Annotated in this window: 23 protein-coding genes; 21 read left to right on the forward strand and 2 right to left on the reverse strand. The window is 61.5% G+C overall.

Translation table 11 applies throughout. From position 1 onward, the window contains the following. The first annotated feature begins 96 nt into the window (after positions 1 to 96). The 8 genes from ACQZ6J_RS28335 to ACQZ6J_RS28370 all read left to right on the forward strand — a co-directional run bounded on the left by ACQZ6J_RS28335 (position 97) and on the right by ACQZ6J_RS28370 (position 9,249). The gene (locus ACQZ6J_RS28335; RefSeq protein WP_047636042.1) at positions 97 to 351 is read left to right on the forward strand and encodes a DUF6117 family protein; all 255 of its coding nucleotides are present in this window, start codon (positions 97 to 99) and stop codon (positions 349 to 351) included. Positions 352 to 484: 133 nt separating this feature from the next. After that, positions 485 to 4,903 carry a bifunctional class I SAM-dependent methyltransferase/DEAD/DEAH box helicase gene (locus ACQZ6J_RS28340; protein ID WP_047636041.1) on the forward strand — a complete coding sequence of 1,473 codons (4,419 nt, stop codon included), beginning with the start codon at positions 485 to 487 and terminating at the stop codon, positions 4,901 to 4,903. Between the two features lie 12 nt (positions 4,904 to 4,915). Beyond that, positions 4,916 to 5,965, forward strand: coding sequence for a DUF7146 domain-containing protein (locus tag ACQZ6J_RS28345; protein WP_068391587.1), 1,050 nt, complete (start codon positions 4,916 to 4,918; stop codon positions 5,963 to 5,965). 317 nt (positions 5,966 to 6,282) lie between these two features. Then, complete coding sequence (locus tag ACQZ6J_RS28350) at positions 6,283 to 7,224, forward strand: DUF2493 domain-containing protein (RefSeq protein WP_047636039.1); 942 nt, start codon at positions 6,283 to 6,285, stop codon at positions 7,222 to 7,224. Positions 7,225 to 7,287: 63 nt separating this feature from the next. Next, entirely contained in the window at positions 7,288 to 7,548 is a 261-nt protein-coding gene (locus ACQZ6J_RS28355; protein ID WP_047636077.1) for a type II toxin-antitoxin system Phd/YefM family antitoxin, read from the forward strand. Further along, positions 7,538 to 7,957, forward strand: coding sequence for a hypothetical protein (locus ACQZ6J_RS28360; protein ID WP_047636038.1), 420 nt, complete (start codon positions 7,538 to 7,540; stop codon positions 7,955 to 7,957). Before ACQZ6J_RS28355 ends, ACQZ6J_RS28360 begins: the two co-directional genes overlap by 11 nt. Before the next feature lie 579 nt (positions 7,958 to 8,536). Continuing rightward, positions 8,537 to 8,860, forward strand: coding sequence for a DUF736 domain-containing protein (locus ACQZ6J_RS28365; protein ID WP_047636037.1), 324 nt, complete (start codon positions 8,537 to 8,539; stop codon positions 8,858 to 8,860). A gap of 56 nt (positions 8,861 to 8,916) precedes the next feature. Then, positions 8,917 to 9,249, forward strand: coding sequence for a hypothetical protein (locus ACQZ6J_RS28370; protein WP_047636036.1), 333 nt, complete (start codon positions 8,917 to 8,919; stop codon positions 9,247 to 9,249). A 64-nt stretch (positions 9,250 to 9,313) separates the two neighbouring features. Here the strand turns inward: ACQZ6J_RS28370 and ACQZ6J_RS28375 are convergent, their stop codons facing one another. After that, on the reverse strand, positions 9,314 to 9,607 hold the full coding sequence (locus ACQZ6J_RS28375; protein ID WP_275507241.1) for an HU family DNA-binding protein: 294 nt from the start codon (positions 9,605 to 9,607) through the stop codon (positions 9,314 to 9,316). A gap of 380 nt (positions 9,608 to 9,987) precedes the next feature. Between ACQZ6J_RS28375 and ACQZ6J_RS28380 the strand changes: the two genes are divergently transcribed. Beyond that, positions 9,988 to 10,152 carry a hypothetical protein gene (locus ACQZ6J_RS28380; protein WP_168600508.1) on the forward strand — a complete coding sequence of 55 codons (165 nt, stop codon included), beginning with the start codon at positions 9,988 to 9,990 and terminating at the stop codon, positions 10,150 to 10,152. Between the two features lie 95 nt (positions 10,153 to 10,247). Here the strand turns inward: ACQZ6J_RS28380 and ACQZ6J_RS28385 are convergent, their stop codons facing one another. Next, positions 10,248 to 10,517, reverse strand: coding sequence for a WGR domain-containing protein (locus ACQZ6J_RS28385; RefSeq protein WP_047636034.1), 270 nt, complete (start codon positions 10,515 to 10,517; stop codon positions 10,248 to 10,250). A gap of 501 nt (positions 10,518 to 11,018) precedes the next feature. Here ACQZ6J_RS28385 and ACQZ6J_RS28390 point away from each other — a divergent pair. The 12 genes from ACQZ6J_RS28390 (at position 11,019) to ACQZ6J_RS28445 (ending at position 23,594) form a co-directional block, all read left to right on the forward strand. Then, a complete protein-coding gene (locus tag ACQZ6J_RS28390) occupies positions 11,019 to 11,501 on the forward strand; it encodes a hypothetical protein (protein ID WP_047636033.1) in 483 nt (160 codons plus the stop codon). A 1,635-nt stretch (positions 11,502 to 13,136) separates the two neighbouring features. After that, positions 13,137 to 13,754: a hypothetical protein gene (locus ACQZ6J_RS28395; RefSeq protein WP_449086498.1), complete on the forward strand. Its 618-nt coding sequence runs from the start codon at positions 13,137 to 13,139 to the stop codon at positions 13,752 to 13,754. An 11-nt stretch (positions 13,755 to 13,765) separates the two neighbouring features. Continuing rightward, positions 13,766 to 14,221 carry a hypothetical protein gene (locus tag ACQZ6J_RS28400; RefSeq protein ID WP_047636032.1) on the forward strand — a complete coding sequence of 152 codons (456 nt, stop codon included), beginning with the start codon at positions 13,766 to 13,768 and terminating at the stop codon, positions 14,219 to 14,221. Positions 14,222 to 14,357: 136 nt separating this feature from the next. Next, on the forward strand, positions 14,358 to 15,506 hold the full coding sequence (locus ACQZ6J_RS28405; protein WP_047636031.1) for a lytic transglycosylase domain-containing protein: 1,149 nt from the start codon (positions 14,358 to 14,360) through the stop codon (positions 15,504 to 15,506). After that, the gene (locus ACQZ6J_RS28410) at positions 15,503 to 15,874 is read left to right on the forward strand and encodes a TrbC/VirB2 family protein (RefSeq protein ID WP_047636030.1); all 372 of its coding nucleotides are present in this window, start codon (positions 15,503 to 15,505) and stop codon (positions 15,872 to 15,874) included. The genes ACQZ6J_RS28405 and ACQZ6J_RS28410 overlap by 4 nt, the downstream gene beginning before the upstream one ends. A 2-nt stretch (positions 15,875 to 15,876) precedes the next feature. Further along, positions 15,877 to 16,200, forward strand: a complete 324-nt coding sequence (locus tag ACQZ6J_RS28415; RefSeq protein ID WP_244509917.1) for a VirB3 family type IV secretion system protein — start codon at positions 15,877 to 15,879, stop codon at positions 16,198 to 16,200. A 3-nt stretch (positions 16,201 to 16,203) separates the two neighbouring features. Next, positions 16,204 to 18,723, forward strand: a complete 2,520-nt coding sequence (locus ACQZ6J_RS28420) for a VirB4 family type IV secretion/conjugal transfer ATPase (protein ID WP_047636028.1) — start codon at positions 16,204 to 16,206, stop codon at positions 18,721 to 18,723. Next, entirely contained in the window at positions 18,701 to 19,873 is a 1,173-nt protein-coding gene (locus tag ACQZ6J_RS28425; protein ID WP_047636027.1) for a lytic transglycosylase domain-containing protein, read from the forward strand. The genes ACQZ6J_RS28420 and ACQZ6J_RS28425 overlap by 23 nt, the downstream gene beginning before the upstream one ends. Positions 19,874 to 19,895: 22 nt before the next feature. After that, complete coding sequence (locus ACQZ6J_RS28430) at positions 19,896 to 20,687, forward strand: hypothetical protein (protein ID WP_047636026.1); 792 nt, start codon at positions 19,896 to 19,898, stop codon at positions 20,685 to 20,687. A 214-nt stretch (positions 20,688 to 20,901) separates the two neighbouring features. Further along, on the forward strand, positions 20,902 to 21,975 hold the full coding sequence (locus ACQZ6J_RS28435; RefSeq protein WP_047636025.1) for a TrbL/VirB6 family protein: 1,074 nt from the start codon (positions 20,902 to 20,904) through the stop codon (positions 21,973 to 21,975). 54 nt (positions 21,976 to 22,029) lie between these two features. Beyond that, positions 22,030 to 22,764, forward strand: coding sequence for a VirB8 family type IV secretion system protein (locus ACQZ6J_RS28440; RefSeq protein ID WP_047636024.1), 735 nt, complete (start codon positions 22,030 to 22,032; stop codon positions 22,762 to 22,764). Between the two features lie 17 nt (positions 22,765 to 22,781). Then, complete coding sequence (locus ACQZ6J_RS28445) at positions 22,782 to 23,594, forward strand: TrbG/VirB9 family P-type conjugative transfer protein (protein WP_244509919.1); 813 nt, start codon at positions 22,782 to 22,784, stop codon at positions 23,592 to 23,594. The last annotated feature ends 5 nt before the right edge of the window (positions 23,595 to 23,599 follow it).

Genomic DNA, 23,599 nt, shown 5'->3' on the forward strand with positions numbered 1-23,599 from the left:
CGCGCCTGGCTCAGACCCGGCCGCGTCTGCGAACCCGATCGTCGTCATCCCAGAGCCCGGTCAAGTGCCGGGCCTCATTTTGTCTGGAGCACCCCAATGGCTATCCCCAATCATGCCCGTACAAACTTCGACACGCTGCTGCGCGCCGCGTCCGATGGCAATCTTGCTCTCATGGAATGCCTTGATGCCGCGACACGCGAGCCGCGTTACGTGCTCTGCGCCGTCGGCCGCAGTGACGGCGAATACGTCTTCACGCCATTCGGCCATCTCGCCGACGGCAATCCCTACGACGCCTATCTGCCGCCGGACCCAAAAGATCCCGCTGGCTTCATCGTAGGTCCGACCACCTAGACGCTGACGATCGCCGGCATCCTTCAATCTGCGATCATTTCCCACACCCTCACGCCGCAAGTTCTCCTCCTCCCGAAATTCGGAAGAGAGCACTTGGTCAGACCCATTCCCCTCTCATTCGGAGCCTCGACCGATGAATATCATCTCGCATCCTCACACCGTTTCCACCTCTCCGCGTCTTGAGACCAAAACCCGCGCTGACGCACTTATAGGTGCTGCCGGTCGAATCACGTCGCTTCTGGAGCAAGGTAAAGTCGTCACCACAGGCGACCTGCGACAGATCATGATCGAGGCCCTCCGCGGCAGCGACGCCGAGGGCCTCTGGCTCTGGAAAGACGCCTACGAGGCGACCGAGGTCGCTCAGGTCCTGTTTCTCCGCAAGTTCGGCGCGGCGATCATCGCGCGCGTCCATGCGCCGCAGTCGGCGCTTACGATGCTGACGAAGGTGGCAAGGCTCGTGCCGACCCATAGCCGACGCTCCGAGGAGAGCCAGGCGCTGCAGCAACTCTCGACGCCGATGCCACTCGCGTATGTGGCGTCCCGCGCCGCGGGCATCATGGCCGACGATATCGTTCTCGAGCCGTCTGCCGGAACCGGCCTGCTGGCGATCTTCGCCGAGCTCGCAGACGCGCGTCTGGCGCTCAACGAGTATGCGGTCGTGCGCCGCTCATTGCTCGAACAGCTCTTCGCCGGTGTCTCGGTCTCGCAGCACGATGCCGCCCATATCGACGACTATCTCGATGATGCTGTCCGGCCGACCGTCGTGTTGATGAATCCGCCATTCTCTGCGGTTATTCATGTCGAAGGCCGCGTCGCTGACGCCGCCTGGCGGCATCTGACCTCAGCCTTCGCGCGTCTTGCGCCCGGTGGCCGGCTTGTTGCGATCACCGGTTCAAGCCTCACCCCCGACAATCCTGCGTGGCGCGACGACTTCGTCCGGCTGCAGGGGCATGGCACGGTCCTGTTCACCGCGGCGATCGACGGCAGCATCTATGCCCGCCATGGCACGACGACCGAAACGCGCCTTACCGTCATCGACAAAGTTCCGGCAGACGACCCGAAGAGGCTTGTCGCCTCGAAGGGCGTCGCCTCCGATCTGGAAACGTTGCTTGCCTGGATTGAAGGGCTTTCACCGCGCTTGCCGTCGATGGAGACGAACGTCGCTAGCACCCTTCGAACGGTTGCAGTTCGAAAGGGCGCAGGAACTATGCGTTCGCCGGCCGTCACGGCTCCCCTGCATCGCCCAGCCGCCGCCGGTCAGGTTTCTCACATTCCGACGGTCCGCTCGTTGCCTGTCGATGACGAGATTATCGAGCTCAACTACGAATTGCGGGATGCTGTGGCGAAGGACGAGGCGGGCGCAGCCGATGGCATCTACGAGCCCTATCGGCTGCAGGCGATCCACATCCGCGGCACCCAGCCTCACCCCGACAGGCTGGTCGAATCCGTGGCCATGGCCTCGGTCGCGCCCCCGAAGCCAAGCTATCGCCCGCAACTGCCGAAGCGGATCGTCTCCAGCGGCGATCTTTCCGATGCCCAGCTCGAGAGCGTCATCTATGCCGGCGAAGCTCATTCCGGCTATCTCGCCGGCCATTGGATCGTCGACGCCTCCTTCGACAATCTGAAGGCCGTCGCACCCGACACGGAGCATGCCGTTCGTTTTCGCCGGGGATGGTTTCTCGGTGATGGCACGGGCGCGGGAAAAGGCCGCCAGGTCGCGGGCATCATTCTCGACAACTGGCTGAAGGGCCGCCGTCGCCACGTCTGGATTTCCAAGTCAGACAAGCTGATCGAGGACGCGCAGCGCGACTGGAGCGCGCTCGGGCAGGAAAAGCTCTTGGTGACGCCGCTGTCCCGCTTCCGGCAGGGCAAGCCGGTCAAGCTGGAGGAAGGCATCCTGTTCACGACTTTTGCGACGTTGCGCACCGATGAACGCGAGGGCCGGCGATCGCGCGTGCAGCAGATCGTCGACTGGCTCGGCGCCGACTTCGATGGTGTTATCGTCTTCGACGAAGGCCATGCCATGGCCAATGCCGCCGGCGGCAAGACCGAGCGCGGCGACAAGGCGGCATCGCAACAGGGCAGGGCGGGTCTTCGCCTGCAGCGCGCCCTGCCGAGCGCCCGCGTCGTCTATGTCTCGGCGACCGGCGCATCGGAAGTCGAATCGCTCGCCTATGCCGAACGGCTCGGTCTCTGGGGCAGCAGCGACTTCCCCTTCCCGACGCGCTCCGAGTTCATTGCCGCGATTGAAGACGGGGGAGTCGCCGCCATGGAGGTGCTGGCCCGTGACCTCAAGGCGATGGGTCTCTATGCGTCGCGTTCACTCTCCTTCGAGGGTGTCGAATACGAAATCCTCGAACACGAGCTCACCGAGGAACAGGTGCGCATCTACGATTCCTATGCTGAGGCGTTCCAGGTGATCCACAACCATCTGGACGCTGCCATGGAGGCCTCGGGCATCACTGGTGCGACCAGCGCGGCCGGCAAATCCGTCACGCTGAACAAAAATGCCAAGGCTGCTGCGCGTTCAGCCTTCGAAAGCTCCAAGCAGCGCTTCTTCAATCATCTCCTGACCTCGATGAAGACGCCGGCTCTTCTCAGAACGACTGCAGCAGACCTGGAGGACGGACATGCGGCCATCGTCCAGCTCGTTTCAACCGGGGCAGCGCTGACCGAGCGCCGGCTGGCACAGATCCCGACCGAGGAATGGGGCGATCTGCAGGTCGACGTGACGCCGCGGGAATATGTCATCGACTACCTGATGCACTCCTTCCCCGTGCAGCTCTTCGAGGAATTTTCCGACGCTGACGGCAATCTCAGCTCCCGGCCCGTGCACGACGCCGACGGCAACCCTGTGATCTGCCGCGAGGCAGAACGGCGCCGGGACGAGCTCGTCGAAACGTTGGGCAGCCTGCCGGCGATCCCGACCGCTCTTGATCAGATCGTCCAGCACTTCGGAACGAGCCAGGTCGCCGAGATCACCGGTCGCTCCCGCCGCATCGTCCGCCGCGAGGACAGCAGCTCTATTGGCCGCTATGCCGTGCAGAACCGGCCGGGCAGCGCCAATCTCGACGAGGCTCGCGCCTTCATGGATGACGAGAAAGGCATTCTTGTCTTCAGCGACGCCGGCGGGACCGGTAGATCCTACCATGCGGATCTTGCCGCCAAGAACAAGCGCCTGCGTCTTCACAATCTTCTCGAAGCGGGATGGCGCGCCGACGTGGCGATCCAGGGTCTCGGGCGCAGCCATCGCACCAATCAGAAACAGCCGCCGCGCTTCCGGATGATCGCCACCAACGTCAAGGCAGAGCGGCGCTTTCTGTCGACCATTGCCCGGCGTCTCGACACGCTTGGCGCCATCACCCGGGGCCAGCGCCAAACCGGCGGGCAGGGGATGTTCCGCAGCGAAGACAATCTCGAATCCCAATATGCCCGCGACGCGCTGCGGCAGTTCTATGGGTTGCTGCAGGCCGGCAGGATTGAAGGCTGCTCGCTTGACAGGTTCGAGAGCATCACCGGCCTGTCGCTGACGTCGGAAGAGGGCGGGCTGAAGAATGAGTTGCCGCCCATCCAGACATTCCTCAATCGCATGCTGGCGCTGACCATCGCGATGCAGAACGTGCTGTTCGAGGCCTTCGAGCAGTTGCTAGCCGCGTGCATCGAAGGGGCGATCGCCGCCGGGATCTACGACAAGGGCCTGGAGACGATCGCCGCCGACAGCATGACGGTCACTGAGCGCCGGCTGATCTATACACATCCGGTCACCGGCGCGCAGTCGCACCTGCTGACGATCGAGCGGAGGGATCGCAATGCGCCGATGCTGCTTCATGATGTGCTGACTCTCTTCAGGCAGGATCCACGCGCCAAGCTGATGATCAACGGCAAGTCGGGCCGGCCAGCGGTGATGGTGCCGACCCGCTCGATCATGCTGGACGACGGTTCTGTTCAGGCGCGCGTCTCACTGATCCGGCCGATGGACGAGCTGCGCTTCGAAGTCCGGCAGCTCGAAGAGACGTCCTGGGAGGGGGCTGACGAACAGGTCTTCGCCCTTGCCTGGGAGGCCGAAGTCGCGGCCGTGCCGGAATTCTCGACATCGGTAATGCATATCGTCAGCGGACTGCTCCTGCCGATCTGGAAACTGCTGCCGCAGGATTTCTGCCGCGTGCGGCGCCTGCAGACGGATGACGGTGAGCGCATCGTCGGCCGTGTCGTCGCGCCGGATCGTTTGGCCGGCCTTTGCCGCAACTTCGGGATCGACCAGACCATGGTGATCGCCCCGGAGCAAGCATGGGCGGCACTGATCGACGGATCCTCGTTCATCGGTCTTGCCGGCGACATGACGCTCCGCCGGGTGCGTGTGATGAACGAGTACCGCGTCGAGCTCATCGGCTTCATCGACGGCATGCGTGACTGGCTGCGGTCGGTCGGCCTGTTCTCCGAGATGATCAGTTGGAAGCTGCGTTTCTTCGTGCCGATCACTGACGAGGGGCCGGGCATTCTGTCGAAGCTGATGCAGCGTCACCGCCTCATCGACATTGCGCGCCGGTCGTAACGGAGGCCTGCCATGCTTTCCGCCTCCGATCTGGCGGACCGTCTCGCGCAAAACGCCGAGTCGGTCTGCCGCCACTATCTCTCCGCCGGCCGCCGGGCCGGCAATTACTGGCTCGTCGGCGACGTCGCCAACAACAAGGGCCGGTCTCTTTACGTGCATCTGATCGGCCCGCGCGCCGGCCGCTGGACGGACGCGGCGACCGGCCAGTTCGGCGATCTGCTCGATCTTGTCCGCGAGACCTGTGGCCTCGTCGATTTCCGCGACGTTGCCGAGGAGGCGCGTCATTTTCTCAGTCTGCCCCACCCCGAACCGGTGTCGGCCCGCAGGACCCGCGGCGGTGATGCCTCTCCGGTCGAGCGGCCGACGGCTGAACGGGCACGGCGGCTGTTTCGAATGACGCAGCCGTTGGCGGGTACGCTCGCAGACACCTATCTGCGTGAACGTGGTATTCTGCGGGCATCCACCCATGGCGCGCTCCGTTTCCACCCGTCCTGCTACTATCGCGATCTCGTGACGGGCCGGACGACCAGTTATCCGGCATTGGTCGCAGCCGTGACGGACGCCGCCGGAGCGATCACCGGCGTCCACCGCACCTATTTGTCCTCGGGGCTCGACCCGGATGGGGTCGGCAAGGCCAAGTTGGACGATCCCCGCCGCGCGCTGGGCGGGCTGCTCGGCAATGGCGTTCGCTTCCGCTTTCCGGTAAATGCGCCTGTGCCGGTCCTGGCGGCGGGCGAAGGCCTCGAAACCATGCTGTCGCTCTCGCATGTGCTGCCCGGCATGCCGATGGCGGCGGCGCTCACGGCCAATCACCTCGCTGCCTTCCGCTTCCCGCCCGGATGCCTGCGCATCTATATCGCGGCCGACGCTGATGCGGCGGGCCGGCATGGGATCGAGGGATTGAGCAGACGGGCTCAGGAGTGCGGGGTCCTGCCGCTGGTGCTGTCGCCCGAACTTGGCGACTTCAACGAGGATCTGCGCTGGCTGGGTCCCGACCGGCTGACCGCCAGCCTGCGGGCTCAACTCACCCCGGAAGACGCGATGGCTTATCTGCCCGCATGAGGCCGGAAGGGGCCGGTGGGCGGGGCCGGCGGCTTTGGTGAAGCACGGTCCGAGGATGCCTCCTGGGTGGGCGCGCCCGCGGGCCTGCCGAGAGGCGACCCTTACCACGCGGGCCTCCGGGCCTTCAGCGGGTCAGTCGGGTTTCTTCCCCTGCCGGTCGCAGGGCGACTCGGCATTCCTCGCGAAGCAAGAAACCCTTCTTCCGCCGCCCGGCGCTTCGCTGGGCCGCTGCGCTTTGCTTGCGGTTCCGGCCTCGGCCCGCGTGACCGGGTTGCCGTCAGGCCGCGAGAGGCGCGGCCCAGCGAACGGAGATCATCATGAACCTGATCCTTAACCCCGACGATACCTTCGAGCCCCACCACGCTTCGTCTCCCACCGACCGCTTCATCTATGAGATGCAGGTCTTCGGCTATCGCCCCTTCCAGGACGAGCCCGATCCACGGCCATTGCCGGAGGAGCCGCAAGTCCAGTCGGCCATCACCGCGATCTTCGACGGCTTCACCGAAATGCTCGGCGACACCCGGCTGGAGCCCGATCTCGAAGACCTGTTCTGGTCGATCCCCAACCTCTTCCATCGCGCCGGCGAGCGCATCCAGCGCGAACTCGACCGCAACGAGGAGGCGCAGCGTACCGGCCAGCGCGCGCAGGACGGCTCGGAGGTGAAGAGCGTCGAACTCGAACGCCTCATTGCCGAAGGCATCACGCTCTTGGAGCGCCGTAACGCGTTCGAGTTCATGCGCGACTATTCGGCCGACCTGTTCGAGGCACAGACCGGTTCGTCCTGGCGTCCGCGCACCGGCTCCAAGGTCAACCACGCCAACATGACGGCGGCGATGATCGATAGCAGAGATTTCCTGTCCGCCCGTCGCCGCGCCGAGACCGAGGTGCTGATCCCGGCCGGCACCAAGATCGCGTTTTCTGGCGGTATGGACTATAACGACCACGAACTGATCTGGGCGAAGCTCGACCAGGCGCATGCCAAGCACCCTGATATGGTGCTGCTGCACGGCGGCTCTCCGAAGGGCGCCGAGCGCATCGCCGCCTGCTGGGCCGAGGCCCGCAAGGTGACGCAGATCACCTTCAAGCCGAACTGGACGAAACACGCCAAGGCCGCGCCCTTCCGGCGAAACGACGACATGCTCTCCGTCATGCCGGCTGGCGTCATCGTGTTTCCCGGCTCGGGTATATCAGGCAACCTCGCCGACAAGGCACGTCGCCTTGGTATCCCGGTCTGGCAGAAGACAGGAGACGGCGCGTGAGCGCCATTTCTTGAAAATATGGAAAACATGGAGTATATGGAAACCGAAGCGGAGACCATATCGATGAAGCAGTTCACGACAGGCGATCTCAACAAACAAGTCGGCGACGTCACCGATGCGGCAAGCCGCGAGCCGGTCGTTCTCACCCGTCACAACAAGCCGCGTTTTGTGCTGATGAGCTACGAGCATTATGAGCGCATGCGCACCGGTGGCGATCCGCGCCGTGCCTATCATATCTCTGAAATGCCCAACGAGCATGTCGCACTGTTCGACGAGGCGCTCGATCGGTTGGCGCGCGGCGAAGGCTACGACGATGAGCCGTGAATTCCGCCCCGGTGAGGTCATCTCCTATCCCTATCTCTGGGCATGGCAGCAGCAGCGCGGCGAGACCGAGGGGCGCAAGCAGCGCCCGGTCTGCGTCGTCATCGCGATCCGTGGCACTAGCGACGGAAACACGCATCTGGCGCTTCTGGCCATCACCACCCAGCCGCCGCAGGCAGGCCGGAGCGCTCTCGAAATCCCTGATATCGAGCGCAAGCGCGCCGGCCTTGGCGACTTGAAGCAGAGCTGGATCATGGTCGACGAGTACAACTACGATATCGTCGAGCGCTCCTGGTACATCGAGCCCGATCAGGACATCCTCGGCCGCTTCAGCAAGTCCTTCATGGTGAAGATTGCCGGCATGTTCGCTGAGGCGCGGAGCCGATCCGGCCGAGTCAACCGCCTCGATTGAGGCGTGCCGGCATCCCGGGTGTGTCTTCCGCCGTTGGGTATCGCTGGCGCGCCGTCGATGCTCAATGCCGACCCTGGCAGCGTCGGCTGGCAGGCTGCCGGCCGTTCTCGACCGATCTTGGCACCTCTCCATCACCGGACGCCGGAGCAACGCCCCGAAATCATGCCCGGTCACCCACAAGAGCTTCAGTGCAACTGAAGTCCCGTCAGGGTGGATGGCAATTCGAATGCAGCGTTGACCGAAGCGGTCTGTGCAGACGGCGATAGGCTAGGTCGGGCGGATCAGACGCATCTAGTTCAGCCCATTGACAGCGAGAGTGCATTGACCTGAACGCCGGCAATGCCCGACACGAGCGCTGCACGTCCGGCGGGCCGCAAACCGGTCGCCACGACAGGACTCCCGCCGACGTCGCACTCAGAGACCATTCCCGTTCTTCATGTCGCCTTTCTAAGGGACCGGCCGCGACCAGCGTCAACCCGCAAGGGGTTCCCCTGCGCTGCGCTCCGGTGACGCCTGCGGCGCGGCCCCTTCTTCGGGCGCCATCGGGAATGGTCCCGATGCAACGAAGGAGACACCACCATGGCTACCACGATCGCAACCCTCACCGAAAAGACCGACGGCACACTCGAAGGCATCTTCGCCACCATCCGCGTCAACGCCCCGATCGCCCTCGTCCCGAACGCCAACAAGGCGAGCGAGGAAGCCCCGGACTACCGCATCATCCACCGCAAGACCGGCTTCGAGATCGGCGCAGGCTGGAACCGCATCTCCCGCCAGACCGGCGAGGAGTACATCTCTACGAAGCTCGAAGCACCCGAAATCGGCGTGATCTTCGGCAACGTCGCCCCCGCCCCCGGTGGCGAGCCCGGCAAGAAGGTCATCCTCTGGAACAGCCCGGCCTGAACCGGACCGCCGGCCCCGAAATCGGGGCCGGCGTCCTCATTCCAAAGGAGGCCGCCATGAGCCGCTACACGATCACTGTCACCCGAACCGCATCCCGCCACGCTGACCCGGATGCCACTATCGGCTACGACCGCCCGCTTCAGACGTTCTTCCTCCAAGCATTTCCGGACGCGGATGGCGAGGATCTTGAACTCTGGCTGGGCAGGGAGTTCCGGGAGTTCGAAACACTGTCGCAACTGAGGACCGCGGCAATCGCACGCGGTTTCGACTTCATACCCTTGGCGTCCGGCATTCTTCACAAGCTGCTGGACGACCATGCCCGCGAAGCGCATCACGCGGTCAGCGACACGATCATCCAGGATCTCCTTGAGCGGACGTCCGCGCGCTGATGCAAATTCAGAACGGAAATAGCCCGGCACGGCGCCGGACTATTTTTTTGCTTGTCTGGCAAGATTACTTGTTCAGCGCATCCTTGAGAGCCTTGGCTGGCGTGAACGCCAGTTTTTTCGCGGCGGCAACCTTGATCGTCGCGCCAGTCGCGGGATTGCGAGCCTCGCGCTCCGGCGTTTCTTTGACTTTAAACTTGCCGAAGCCGGGGAGGGAGGTCTCGTTGCCGGCCACCGCCGCCGCGGTGATCGAGGCGATGACCGCCTCGACGATGGCTTTTCCCTGAACCTTTGTAAGGCGGTGCTCGCCTGCAATCTTGTCGGCGATTTCATTGGTGGTGGTCATTTCATGTCTCCGCATCGTGTTTGACCCGGAATCCCTGCCATCGCCATCAGGAACTGTCATCGACACGCTGCTGCAAATGGCCGGAAACTCCGGGATCTCCACAGTTATTCACGTGCGACAGGTCAGATGACCCGAAGACGGGCATCGAGCCCGCCTTCGGTTTCGGGTGCGATACGGAGAGGAAATGTCTGCTCAGTCCGTCCGAGGATGTCATGGGTGCATGACGGCATCAAGGACGAGCGGTGCCCCCAATTTTGCCTCCGCTCCGGTTCCCTGCGCTCCGACAAAATCGGCTCCCCCACTCGCCGGCTCCGCCGGTCGCTGGCGCGATCCTTGACCCCGCCACGCCCCCATGACCGCGCGCGTCGTCTTTCACAAACGTCAAGGAGACGACGATGCTTCTGGAACAATACATTGAAGAGCTTTGCCTCGAACTGCGCGAAGCAATCGACCCGGCCGAACGCCGCGAAATCGAATCCGAGCTGGAGCTAGCACGCGCCGAACTGGCCGTGATCACCGCAGAGCAGGAAGGCGCAATCGACGCCGAGCCACCCTTCTGAGGGAGGCCTTTGCCATGTCGCCTGGTGTGATGCGCCGGGTCGACCGGCGCGTCACGCCCGAAGCATCGCTTGGCCGTCCCTCCATCCGTCATCGATCAAGCAATCACCTCTCGCGGTAAACGTGATCTCGGGCCGTAGCCGCGCCTCCGCTTCTGCCGCAGGAGTTGGAGGAAGAGCCCAACCGCTTCCTCTTCCGTCTCGAAATGATGGATCAGTCTTTGGCCTCTGGCACCGATGCGGCCCCATCGGCGGATCAGACAGGCTTCGCCGAACAGGTTGTGCTCGATCGACATCGCATAGTAGCGCGCCATGTTCTTCCTGGCGTCCGTGCGTTCGACATAGAGCTGGTAGCGCTGCGCGATCATGGAACACAGAATCGGACACGGAACTCTTTGCGTCCAACGACATATTTGAATCGGCCGGTGTTGATTGATTCACGGCGATGATGATTGGTGGATGACCCGGGCGAGCCGCTTGCGGCGGACGGTGCTATTCACTTTCGCTCACGGAGTCCGCAGGCGGTCTCCGCCCATTCGGGTCACGCCCCTCTCGCGGTTGCCGCGCCCTAGCGCGATTGTCGGGCGTCAGGGGAAGCGGAAAGACTGCAGGGCCGGCTGCGCTCGGCAAGCGGTCACGGCGCCTGCCGGCGCCGTGGTCTATCTCTCTCTGACTTCCTATTGTCGCATTCGCCCCGGCGGCCTCAAGGACATCGCGGCCCCTCCAATTTTTCCGCCGCGCCGCTGACGCGACACGACGAAAAAATCGGTTCCTCCGCTCGCCGCCGCTGGCGGTCGCTAATCGCGATCCTTGACCCCTTGGGTCGCCAATGCGGGCGCCTTTTCGTCAGAACGAAAAGGAGGCTTCTTATGTCTGATTTCAACTTTCTCATGTTCTATGCCAAGCTCGCTGGCTTCAAGCTTCTCGTGAGCGCAAACCGTATCGGTTGCGAGGATGAATTCTCAAAGACGCTCCACGACCGCCTGCTGGCCGGTCTCGATGCAGCGATCGACTCGACGCGCCACATCATGGATCTGCAGCGCGAGCTGCTTTCTGGAGATGATCCAGACGGCATGATCTCGTGCGAGCTTCAAGGTGCGGAAGAAATCCTCGCCCGCTGCAGGATTGTCCTGCTGGATGAGTTGGAGATCGATTTCGACACCCACGAATATCGGGTCGACGGCGGCGAGTGGTATAACGCACTGTCGGCAGACTGCGACGGCATCGAGATCAGCTATCCGACGACCGTCTCTGTGAGCGATACGGAGATCGGTCCCCTCGCTACGATCATCCGTGATATTGCGCGCGAGACCGGCATCGCCATCAGCGTTGCGCGCGTCGTCTACGATTGAGGTTGCAGGGCGAGAGGCGGCGGAGCCGCCTCTCGCCTTTCGTCTTTTGCGTTGGCTTGACCGCTTGCAGGCATCGAGCCTGCGCACGGTTTTGAGGAGAAAGACTTGCCGCCTCTCCCCTCAAACTCCCCTCTCCCTGTGGTGCGGGTCGAGACCCGCCCGGCCTTTCGGGCCGGTTAAGCGGACGCTGCCGCGACTTCCCCAAACAAGACGGAGAGGACGAGTACCTTGCGCTACGCCCTCATGCTTCGGGCATTCGCTCCAGGTGCTCGTCCTCTCCTGCGGGGCGCTCGCCGTCTCATCGTTCGCATGTCGTTGATACCCGTCACCTCCGGTGACGGTTCTCTCGACTGCTCACGACGACGGCTCGCTTCAGCATCTTCTAACCAATCGGCCTGGCCACCGTGCTGTTCCTCGGGCGCGGATCACAGGCCATAGCCTGTGATCGCTGTTGCTTTGTCTGACGACTCGCAACAGCATCGGCGCCTCGGGCACGGTGGCCAGGCCGATTGGTTAGAAGATGGCAGGATAGGCTATTGGTATACCATTAGCCGTTTCGCCCGAGGGGCGATCGCCTCAAAGGCGAGCGAGGGTTTCCCGGTCTTTCATTTCTCAAACGAAACAAGGCCATGAGGGAGAGACGTCGAGCCGGTAGGAGGGGAGGCTGGGAGCCGGCTCTTTGGGGCAAGAGTCTCCGGCCGCTGTGAAATGCAGCAGCATCTAGGAGATCAGGCGCTTGCGCTAATCGGCGAATGGGCGAACCCGTCGATAGGTGGTTCGCCGATTGGACCGGCTTGCGAATGTGCGAATAGGCGAATCCGTGCATATGTGAATAGGTGCGTCACCGTTTGGGCGTATCGGTACGTCGGCGAATGAGTGGAGCAGTGATTGGGCCATCGGGTGAAACGGCAGATCGGCGAAGCAGCAAATCCGTGAAATGGTGAGACACCGATCCGGCGAATGCGTGTTTAGGCGATCCCGTTAATCAGCGAATCGGTGAATACGCAGATCGCTCAATGGGTGTTTGCGTGGGCGCGCGATTGGGCGGCTCAGCGAACAGCTCATTCTGCGAACAGGCATTTGAGCGATCCGGCGCATCGGTGAATGAGGGATTCACCCATTTCGCGAAACGGTGAAAGCGCGTCCCCGCGGTCTGCGTCTTTGGACATTCCCTCAATTGGCAAGGTTATAATCGCAATCCTGGTTGCTGCGGTTTTCGCAACAACCAAGACGGCGACAACATGACTTCGGCAACGCCTCTATTGAAACCGTCAGCGTTAGCGGGGCCAACTGAGCGACGTGATCAACCGAGCATCTACATATCTACCACGGACCCCGACATGTCTAAGTATCAGGCTTTTTCCCGCTTGAGCAAGCCATCTGCTACTGATAAAATTATACCGGAGTATAAGTTATTCATTCGGTCAAAGCTGCGGACCAGGCGGTATTCAGTTTCTTCAAGAATGGGGTTTGACACTGATACACAATCGATCCCTCCTGACGAAAGAATGGTACAAGGTGCCATTTTCAGCGGACTGCCCGGGCTGTGGTGCACAGACGCGGTCCGCCGCTGTCGTGGTTGGCCCTTCGAGTTTGTTGGGTGACGCAGGGTCCGCGCCGGGATGCGAAATACTGGTGAAGTCCCACGGGCCACTTGATGCATTCGCATTCGTCGAGGCGCTGGGCGGCCAGACCGAAAATGTTGAGCGATCCGTCGTCAATCGCTTCCATAGCGCCTTCGCTTTTCTGGGCGGCCAATTGACATCGATTTGCGAACACTGCGCAGAAAATCTTCCACCCGCTGCAATCCGCTCCGCGGTCATGAACGGCTTTGTTCGACTTGGCCAAGAGCGCCTTCTAGTGAATGAGCGCTTGCTACTCTTTGCCTCTGACGCGGTGCTGACGGAGTTTTGTGGGGAGACCTCTATAGAGGAAAGCGCAATGCGCGATCCGGATTATGCACTCTTGCTAGTCTGCGACACGGAAAGCGAAATCGGCGAAACCGGCACGATCGAACTCTGGCATAGCGTTGCACGTGATGACTACACCATCGTGGTCAAAGGCCACGAGGGCCGCGAGATGTTGCGCGACGCCTTCAACGATGACCTGAAGGACGTCGTGACAACCATCTTCGACCTCGGTTTGATGCTCACCCAGCTTCACCTAGCTCAGCCATCCTCACCCTATTGCGGGCTTGCCCGCGATCTTTTTCTCGAAGCCCTCGAAAATGCCGGTTATCGGCAGGCAAGCTAGAAAGCAACACTATGCGGACTTTCACGAAGCTCTTCGGATCTCTGGCGGCGATTACTGTGCTGGCCGGATGTGCTCATCAGGTTGAGGGGCCGCGACCACAGCCGCGGGCGCCGTTTGCGTATCTCAGCCTCACAGCTTGCAAAGCCTATCGGGACAACATCGTCGAATGCGTGCTGGAATATGGCACCGAATTCGGACGCCAGCGTCTTGGTCCCGTCCAGGAGAGGGGCCTGTCGATTGCCGACGATGGCCAACGCTACCAAGTCGAGTCCTGCTATCAGGTGACGAGGATACAACCGGAATTGCCCAATTTCGTGTGCCGAATCTCTGTCGCCCGATCAGGTGCGGATGCTGGTTCGGTCCTGGTCAAGGGCGGGACGGCCGTACGTCTCGCCCGCATTTTGGGTGACCGCGAACAGCTCCAGTATCGCTGGAACCCAGACAAATGGTCACGCCTACGCGATTGATTCTTCTCGGGAAACCGTCGCTCCTACCTTTTGCCACGACGGCATAATTACACTCCAGTTAAATTTTTGGGTTGATTTCCGTGGAGGAATGCAGTTCAAATTCTTATACCGCAGTATAATTTGCACTGGTTCAGCCATGGAACGCGTCCCGCTTTCGCCTGAAAACAGACCGCACAACACACGGTCGCGAAGCGCACTGTGGATCGCCGGAACATCGGCCTTATTACTTACAGGTTTTGCCTCCGGCTCAGACGACAGCAGCGGTCATATTAGTTCGGGAATATCGCCACAGGTCGATCATCGTTCGAGCGGCATTGAGCCGAAGGCGGACAAGGTCGCGGTCCTACCGCCACCAAATCCGGCGTCATCTGGTTTTGTTGCTTCGTCGCAGGATGTGCCGACGATCGATTCCACCAACTTCGACGAGCGATTTAACGGACCGATCGTTGAAGATCTGTTCCGATCCAGCGCTGCCCCCTTGGATGTGATCGAAGGGTCGGACAGGGCTGGGCGATCATCCGGAGATGCGGCTGGCAGCACGAATGCACGGCGCGACAGCGCCGTGCATTCGCTTATCAGCGTCTACGCGCACGATCAGTCGTCCGGTCCTCCGATCAACGACCCGGCAACTGACCCTCAGATCGATGTCAGCGCGACGCCGACACAGGCCCGTCCCAGTCTTCTATCCGGAGTCCCGGAGGGCTATGCCAGGCTCGCACTGACAATCGCCGGAAAGGAGGACGTTGACCCGAATTGGGTGCTTTCGGTCATGCGAGCCGAGAATGCCAGTTTCGATCCACGCCTCGTCAGCCCCGCCGGCGCCGTCGGATTGATGCAGGTTATGCCGCGGATCGGTGATGCTTTCGGTGCGACTGATCTGACCGATCCCGAACAGAACATCCGCGCGGGCACGCGGTTTCTTCGCGTTCTGATCGCCAAGTACAGAAATCCTGTGCTGGTCGCTGCCGCCTATAATGCAGGCGAGCCCAACGTGGACCTTCGCCATTCCCTGCCGTTGATCCGCGAAACCGCCGACTACGTCACCCGTGTCGTCGGGTATTACACCGGCACAGCGGCCACGCCGATTGTCTCGCCCACAACCCGAACTTCGGCGAATGTTTCCAGCTCGCCGCGCCACAGTGGGCCTGCCGAGCGGGCAAAATCCCCCATGCTTGTTTTCTCAGCCGCAACGCCGATCCCGCCAGACGTTCGTCCTCAACATGAGGAGGAGCGGAAGAACACCGGTGGGCCGGTCAAAATTGTCAAGGAAGAGGTGTTTAGATGAATCCGATCGCGTTGGCAGTCCAGACGGCCATTCTCTACAGCAGCGTTGCCTGGTCCTCCATGGCCAGGCGAAAATGGCTCGGCAACGCCGCTATCGTGGTTGCCGCGAGCTTGATCCTGCTCATCAGTCAATACGAGCCGGCAGCGGCGCAAAACCTCGATCGTCTGCAACAGGCGGCAGATCGCCTGGTGCAGTTCTTCACCGGCCCGTTCGGTCGATCTGTCGGAGCAATCGCTTTCATCGGCATGTTTCTCGCCGCTGCCTTCGGATACTGGTCCTGGGGCGCCCTCCTGCGCGTCGCCGGTTGCCTTGCCGGCATGTTTGCCGCAGCCGAGCTCGTCGACTTCCTCGCCGGCGGGGGAGCATGACCATGGCGGCAGGAAACGACGCTGACGGTGGTGACGACTATATCGAATCCTATCCCGTCATCCTCGCGCTGACCCGCCCGCCGACGGTCATGGGGATTCCCTACACCTATTTCCTCGCTGAGTGCTTCGTCTCGCTGATGGCCTTCATGATCCTTGGATCCATCCTCTGGTTTCCGGTCTCGTTCGTCGTCCTGCACGGCATTCTCTATGTGCTCACCGTCAAGCTCGACCTCTGGTTCTTCGAGATTGTCGGACGCCTCAGCATGTGTGGCGTCAACCCGCTTGGCCGGAAGCTCGGTGGTGGCGTCAGAACCTACGGGGTGTGAGCGATGAACACGATGGCGAGATCGCTGAAAGGCAGTCTATCGAAGGGTTGGGAAATTTTCGCGGATCGCCGTGTCGCAACCCACGTCCCTTTCTATGTGCCGATCGAAAACGGCATCATTCGCCTGAAGAACGACTGCCTCGTCTCGACCCTGAAGCTCACCGGCTTTTCTTTCGAGACCGCCGATATCGAAACGATCAACATGCTGCAGCGGCAGCGTAACGCCGGCTTCCGTGCGATCTCCTCGATCGGCAGCTTCGCACTCTATACGCATGTGGTCAGACGTAAGGTCGCGCCGTCGTTGCCGTCCGTCTTCGCCGATCCCTTTATGCAGCGCCTCGATCACGTTTATCAGGCCAGCATCTCGAAGAACGAGATGTTCGTGAACGACACTTATGTTTCCCTCGTCGTGCGCCCAATGTTCCGGAAGGGCTCGGCGCTTTCCCGCCTCATGGGCGCCGGCGGCACGATCGTGCGCAAGGAACAATTCCGGGCAATGCGCGACAAGCTGATCGAGGCGACGCGGGCACTGGAGAAATCGCTTTCCGTCTATGCCCCGAAGGTTCTGCGCGACGTGCAACGCATACAGGTTGACGTCGGCGACAACAGGACGATCTTCCGCGACGTCTCAGAAGACATGGTGATTGACGAAGCAGCCCGCAAAGTCTGGTTCTCCGAACAATGCGAGTTCTTTTATACGCTCCTCAATGGCGGACGCGTCCGGCCGATCCGGCTTGGAAACATTCCGATCGACGAGATGTTGCCGGCCCGCAGGACATCGATCGGCAACCGCGTCATTCACCTGCAAGGCGACAGATCGGACGACGATCGTTACGCGGCGATGGTCTCTCTTAAAGAATATCCGCCAGAGACCGGTGCCGGTATGCTCGACTATGTCCTTAAACTGCCATTCGAGCTGGTGCTGACCCAGTCGATGTCCTTTGTCGACGATATGACGGCGCGTAGCCGGATCGAACGGCTGGACCGCCAGATGACGAAGGCCGACGAAGGCGGATCGAGTGTTCAGGCCAACCTTGACATCGCTCGGGACGAACTTGCCCGCAAACGGGTCGCTTTCACCGAGCATCATCTCACCGTGATGCCGATCGCGAAAACCACAGCCCAGCTTGACGACGCGGTCGCCCTGATCGGCAACGAACTTGGCGCACTCGGCGCCTCCTATGTCCGCGAGGACCTGAATGCGGAGCCCGCCTACTGGGCGCAACTGCCTGGCAACCAGGCCTACATCGCGCGCCGCGCACTGATCTCAACGCTGAACTGCGCCGGCTTAAGCAGCTTTCACGCCTATCCCTATGGCAAACCCGACGGCAACCACTGGGGGCCGGCGATCACGATCTTCGAGACGACGTCAGGCACGCCCTTCTTCTTCAACTTCCACCAGGGTGACGTCGGGCACACGACCGTTTTCGGCCCGACCGGGTCGGGTAAGACCGTCATCATGTCCTTTCTTATCCTGCAGGCCTACCGCGTTAGTCCCCACCTGAAGACGATCGTCTTCGACAAGGATCGCGGCCTCGACATCATGGTGCGGGCGGCGGGCGGAACCTACATGACGCTGGAGCCCGGCCAGCCGTCAGGTTGGAACCCGCTGCTGCTCGAGGATACTGAGGAGAACTGCGTTTTCCTCTACGGGCTCCTGAGCTTCATGCTGAAGCCGTCTAAGGAAGGCGAAAGCCTGACGCCGCAAGAAGAATCAATCATCCGCAATGCGATCAAATCCGTCCTCAAGACGAAGGACAGGTCGTACCGCCGTCTTTCGTCGTTGCGCGCACTGCTCGCCGGCAGCGAGAGGACCGAGGGCAGCCTGATCGCCCGGCTCGACAAATGGGTCGACAAGGGGCCTTACGCCTGGCTCTTCGACAATGCCGAGGACAATCTTGATATCTCGCGACCGATGATCGGCTTCGACATGACGTCGATCCTCGACGATCCGACGGTGCGCACCGCAGCCCTTCTCTACATGTTTCACCGGCTGGACGAGATCTACGACGGCAGGGCGCCGATCATCAATCTGATGGATGAAGCCTGGAAGCTGCTCGACGACGACGAGTTCAAGCGCACCATGAAGGACTACTTCAAAACCATCCGAAAGCGGAACGGTCTCGTCATCTTCGGCACGCAGTCGGCCGACGATGTGGTGCGCTCCAGCGTCAGCCGGACGATCATCGAACAGACATCGACGAACATCTTCTTTGCCAATCCGAAGGCGGATGAAGGCTCCTACATGGATCACTTTGGCCTGTCGCGGGCAGAGTTCGAATGGGTGAAGAACGGCGATCCGAGCTCGCGTTTCATGCTGATCAAGCAGGCAAAGAACAGCGTGATCGCCCGCGTGGACATGTCTCACATGCCGGACTTCATCAAGGTGCTGTCCGGTCGCGAGGAGACGGTCCGCGAGGTGGAGATGCTGCTCGACGAATATGGCGACGATCCAAAAAACTGGCTGTCGAAATTCTGCGACTGGGATGGGGTGGCGGTCGATGAGCAACGCAAAGCGTCTTGAGAGAGCCGCGGCCGGCGCTTTCGCCATCGTCGCACTTTTCGCCGGAACCGCGGGCCATGCGCAGCTACCGGTGATCGACAACGCTCGGCAAAAGATCCAGCAGGCGACCCTGAACTGGTATCAGTCCTATCAGGCCGATACTCGCAAGGTCAAAGGTGCCTCGGGCGGCACGACCGATAGCTTCGCGCCCGGTCAGGGTTCGGGGGCGCCCGCCGATTGCTCGGCCGACGGCATGGGTGGAAACGCTGCACCGGCTGCGCCAGCCCAGCGGACGCCGAGCCAGCAGGAAGTCGCCAGCATGGTCGAAGAGGAGGCGATCCGGCAGGGTGTCGATCCGAATTTCGCACTGGCGATCGCCGAGCAGGAGTCCCGCTTCCGCCAATCGGCACGGTCGGCGGTCGGCGCCACCGGTGTCATGCAACTGATGCCGGGTACCGCCGCGCAGCTCGGCGTCAACCCCTATGACACGCGCGACAATATTCGCGGCGGCGTCAAATACATCAAGCAGCTCCAGGGGATGTTCGGCGACCGCTACGACCTGATCGCCGCCGGCTACAATGCCGGCCCCTATCGGCTGTCGCTGCAGAACGGCCAGATTCCCAACATTCCGGAGACCCAGGACTACGTCAAAAAGGTCTCTGCTTATTATGCCCGCAACAAGGCTCAGAATGGCGATCGGACGCCAACGGAGGCCCCAACCGAGACCGAAACCGCCAGCTACGGGAATGGCTGCGGCGAGCAGTTGAAGAAGGCCGTCGACCGCAACACGCAGGCGCAGGTCGAGCGAGGTTCGGTGTGGAACGATCTGCTTGGAAAATCCATCGCAGCGAACCAGCAATATCTCCAGCGCCTGCAGGCGGGGCTGCAATCGTCGTCGGCAAGCCTGCGCGGCAGTGGTGGTGGAAATTCCGGAGATCACGACGGCTCGCTTGTCATGGCCGAGATTCGGTGCCCGACCAACATCATCGACACCGGTGGCACGCGCTGTTTTGCCGTGCCGACCTCTGCCACCACCGAACAAATCCAGCGCTGGCTGTCCGACCTGCAGGATGAGGCGCGCAGCAATGGCACGGTTGCGACCTTCACGGCGATGCAGGATCCAGCACTCGGCCTCGTCACGGTCGTCGATTCCCGGCCGACAGCAAACTGAACAACGAAGTGAGGTTAGGCATATGAAGACAGCAGTGATCGCACCGGCATTCGCCATCCTACTCGTCTCACACGCACATGCGCAGGTCCCCGTCAAAGATTCGGAGAACATCTCCATCAGTCAGGACATTAAGCGCCTGTCCTCCGAGATCCAGCAGGACACCTCCGTCGTCAAAGACAACACGACGAAAACCCTTCAAGCGATCACCGGAGACCGGACGCAGGATGCCAGCCAGTTTGCAAAGCTCGCGACCGGCAATGGCTTCAGCATGGGACAGGCGCCAGACTTTAGCACGGTGCTATCGAGCAACGCCGCAGTGTTCGGTGGGATCGGCGGCCAGTTCCAGAACACCGCAGCCAAACTGATCAACGGCCTCAACCTCGTGAAGATGGTGGTCGATACCGTCAAGGGCGGCGAACTCTCGGGCGCAAACCAGGCCTATTCGCAGGGGATCAATGCCCTGACGACGCTGACGGCCCTTACCGACGCGATGAACAGCGCCACGAAAGATCGGCAGAACTCGTTCATGCAGGCCACACAGCAGATCGGAACGGCGAAGGATCTGAAAGGGGCCTTGGAGGAGAACACCCAGATGGTGCTTCAGGGCAACCAGACCGCCAACGAGGCTGTCGGCTCGCTGAACAACCAGGTCATGCTCCTGAACCAGCAGTACAAGGCAGCCCTTGCAACGTCGTCGCAGAACCTCAAGACCTTCGCCCCGCTTCCCGACAGCGTGATGCGTGACGGTGCGACGCAGACGCAAGGCGCTTCGGTTCGCGATCAGCTGAAGGCCCTTGAGGATCAAAACCAGTGAGGGCGTTTCTTGTCTTGATGTTCACCGGTGCAGTGCTCGCCGGTTGCGCCGGAAAGTACGAGCAGCTCGCGAAATGCTCGGCTGACGAAAACCCTGTGCCGGCACTCGGTTTCGTATCCGAGCCCACGACCACGGCCGTTGAGAATGCGGTCGCGGGCGCCGTCAAGCACGATTGCGGCCCGATGCGACCGGTCAATAATTTTCAGGATGACACATGGATCCCGTCAGCTACGCAATAAATTTCTATGGCGACGCGCTTCGATATTTCGACAAGATCAACGAGGCCTCTCTGGAAAGGGCCTGGGGGCTGTTTGCCGAAAACAGCAACCTCGTTTCCGGCATCCTCGCGATATTCCTGATCCTCTATTTCCTCTGGGGCGCGCTCGGACTGTCTAGCGTTTCGCTTCAGGACATGGCGATCACAGCATTCAAGATCACGCTTGCCTATGCCCTCATCATGTCCTGGGCGCTCTTCTACGACAATATCGGCCAGTTCGTGCTGTCGGCGCCCCAGGATCTGGGATCCGCGATATCTTCAGCGATGGGTGGGCAATCGGCCGGAACGGACATCGCCCAGCAAGTCGCCAGCATGTCGCGAAAAGTCTACGACTTTGCCATGCAGCTCTTCAATTCCTACGAGTCCGGATGGCTGCCGAATGTGACAGGCGCCGTCGTCGTCTTTATCGTGCTGGTCTTCGGACTGCTGCCGATGCTGCTGATCCTCACAGGCGTCACGCTCTTTGCCAAGATGATCACCGCCGTCATGCTTGCAATCGGTCCGATCGCCATTCTCTGCTATTTCTTCGGCATTACCCGCTTTGTCTTCGACGCCTGGGTGAGGGGCGTTGCCTACGGCATGTTCATGCTGCTCTTTACCTATATCATGGCCGGGCTGTCGTTCGGATTCCTGATCGGCATGATGGATACGATCAACGGCGACATGGCCACCAAGGAGAACGCACTGGCGATCGTGCTCGCCATGGTGCTCTACCTCGCGCTGATCTCCTATTTCATCTTCCAGGTACCGGATTTCGCCCGGACCTTCGCCTACGGCGCGGCCTTCTCCAGCGTTCCGGGCGGGGGTGGCGTGGACACGGCCTACAATACCGCGCGCAGGCGCCTCTCCTCCAGTAATTCCCGCGCCGGCCAGGCTGCGGCAATAGCACTTAGCACGCTAGCCGGCCCAAGGGGCGCCGTGACGGCCGCGGCACTTGCGGGTCGCGGCAGTGTCGCGGGCGCCGGCGCTCTCGGCCGTATGCTTACCAATCGCCGTCGCAACAGCGAATGAGGCTGTGGCGACGAGGATCAGAGATTTACTCATTGCGACTTCGAGGTTTGAGATTTGGCATTGTTCAAAAGGCAATTGAAGCCGGCGCCGGCCGATCGTGTCCCCGGCCCGCAAGACATCTACGATCAACACCTCTCATGGGGGGAGAAGAACCGCTCGCTGCGGACATTGATCGGTCTCATCCTGCTGGTCTTTGCAGTGGCAGGCTGGATCGTCGCGGGCGTTCTGTCCTTTTCCGTTGCGCAGCTCTTTCCGCTCGTTCGAACCGAGGTCGTGCCGCTGATCGTCGACAAGAACACCGGCTACATGGAGACAGTGACGACGCTCGACAAGGACCGCTCGAACGTCTCCGAAATCCAGGCCGTTCGCGCCTCGTTTGTGGGTAACTACGTCATCCGCCGCGAGACCTACGATCCCCGCTATCTCTCCGAAAACTTCGACATGATCGCCCTCTGGTCGGATCCCGATGCGGCAGCCTTCAAGGATTATTCGGAGTGGATGAACCCTTCCAATCCGAGAGGCCCGGTCAAGACCATGGGAACGACTGGCGAGATCCGGCCGGAAATCCTGTCGGTCAATCCGCTCAACGCCTCGACCATGTCAGTGCGCTTCGAGACGAGAGAGCGGGAGCGGGGAGGCGAGGTCGTCAATCGGTGGTCCGCGACGGTTCGCTACCGGCAGATCAATCTGCCTGCCAGCAATCGGGTTAGGCTCTATAACCCGCTCGGCTTCGTGGTCACCGAATATGTGAAAGTTCCTGAAACCATGCCTTCGGGGCTCGTTCAATGAGTCGGAGGATGGCTGGAATGATCATGTCACTGCTCCTGGCAACATCATCGGCGCAGGCCGAGCTCATTGCCCGGCCTGGCAGGCTCGATCCTCGGGTGCGGACCTTGCCCTATTCGGCCGAGCAGGTCTTCGTCGTGACCGGCACTTACGGGATGGTGACGACCATCCTGTTCGGTGCCGATGAGGAGATCACGCAGGTCGTCGCCGGTGACACGGTCTCCTGGCAGATACTCACATCGGCTGACAGGCGCTCCCTCACCCTGAAGCCGATGGAAAAAGACGCGCCGACCAACCTCTCGGTCGTGACCACAAAGCGCACCTATTCGTTCGATCTGGAGGTGAACGAGAGCAAGGCCATCCAGAACCAGACCTTCAAGCTGCAGTTCATGTACCCAGAAGACGCTGGTTTAAAGGGCACGGCCGAGCTTTGGAAGCAGGCGCAGGACGCCGAGCGCAATCCCAACATCAAGAACATCCGCCGTGACAAGGTCAATTACGACTATGGCTTCAAGGGCAGCGATACCGCCAAGCCACTGTGGGTGTTCGACGACGGCCTGAAGACCTTCATGAAATTCACCGGCGATGTGCCGGCGATCTTTATCGTCGATAACAAACGGCGGGAGAGCCTCGTCAATTATCGCCGTGAGGCGGACTACATCGTCATCGACACGGTCTCGCGGCAGTGGACGCTGCGCTACGGCACCGAGAACGAGACCTGCCTGTTCAATCTCAAGACCGCTCCAGCCGATGTGCCGGCGCCGATAGAGGGAGCGGTGGCGCCCAAGCGGCTGGGCTCGGCGGGCGTCAGCGCCGCATCAAAATCACGATAGGGAGG

The sequence above is a fragment of the Rhizobium sp. A37_96 genome (assembly GCF_053521765.1).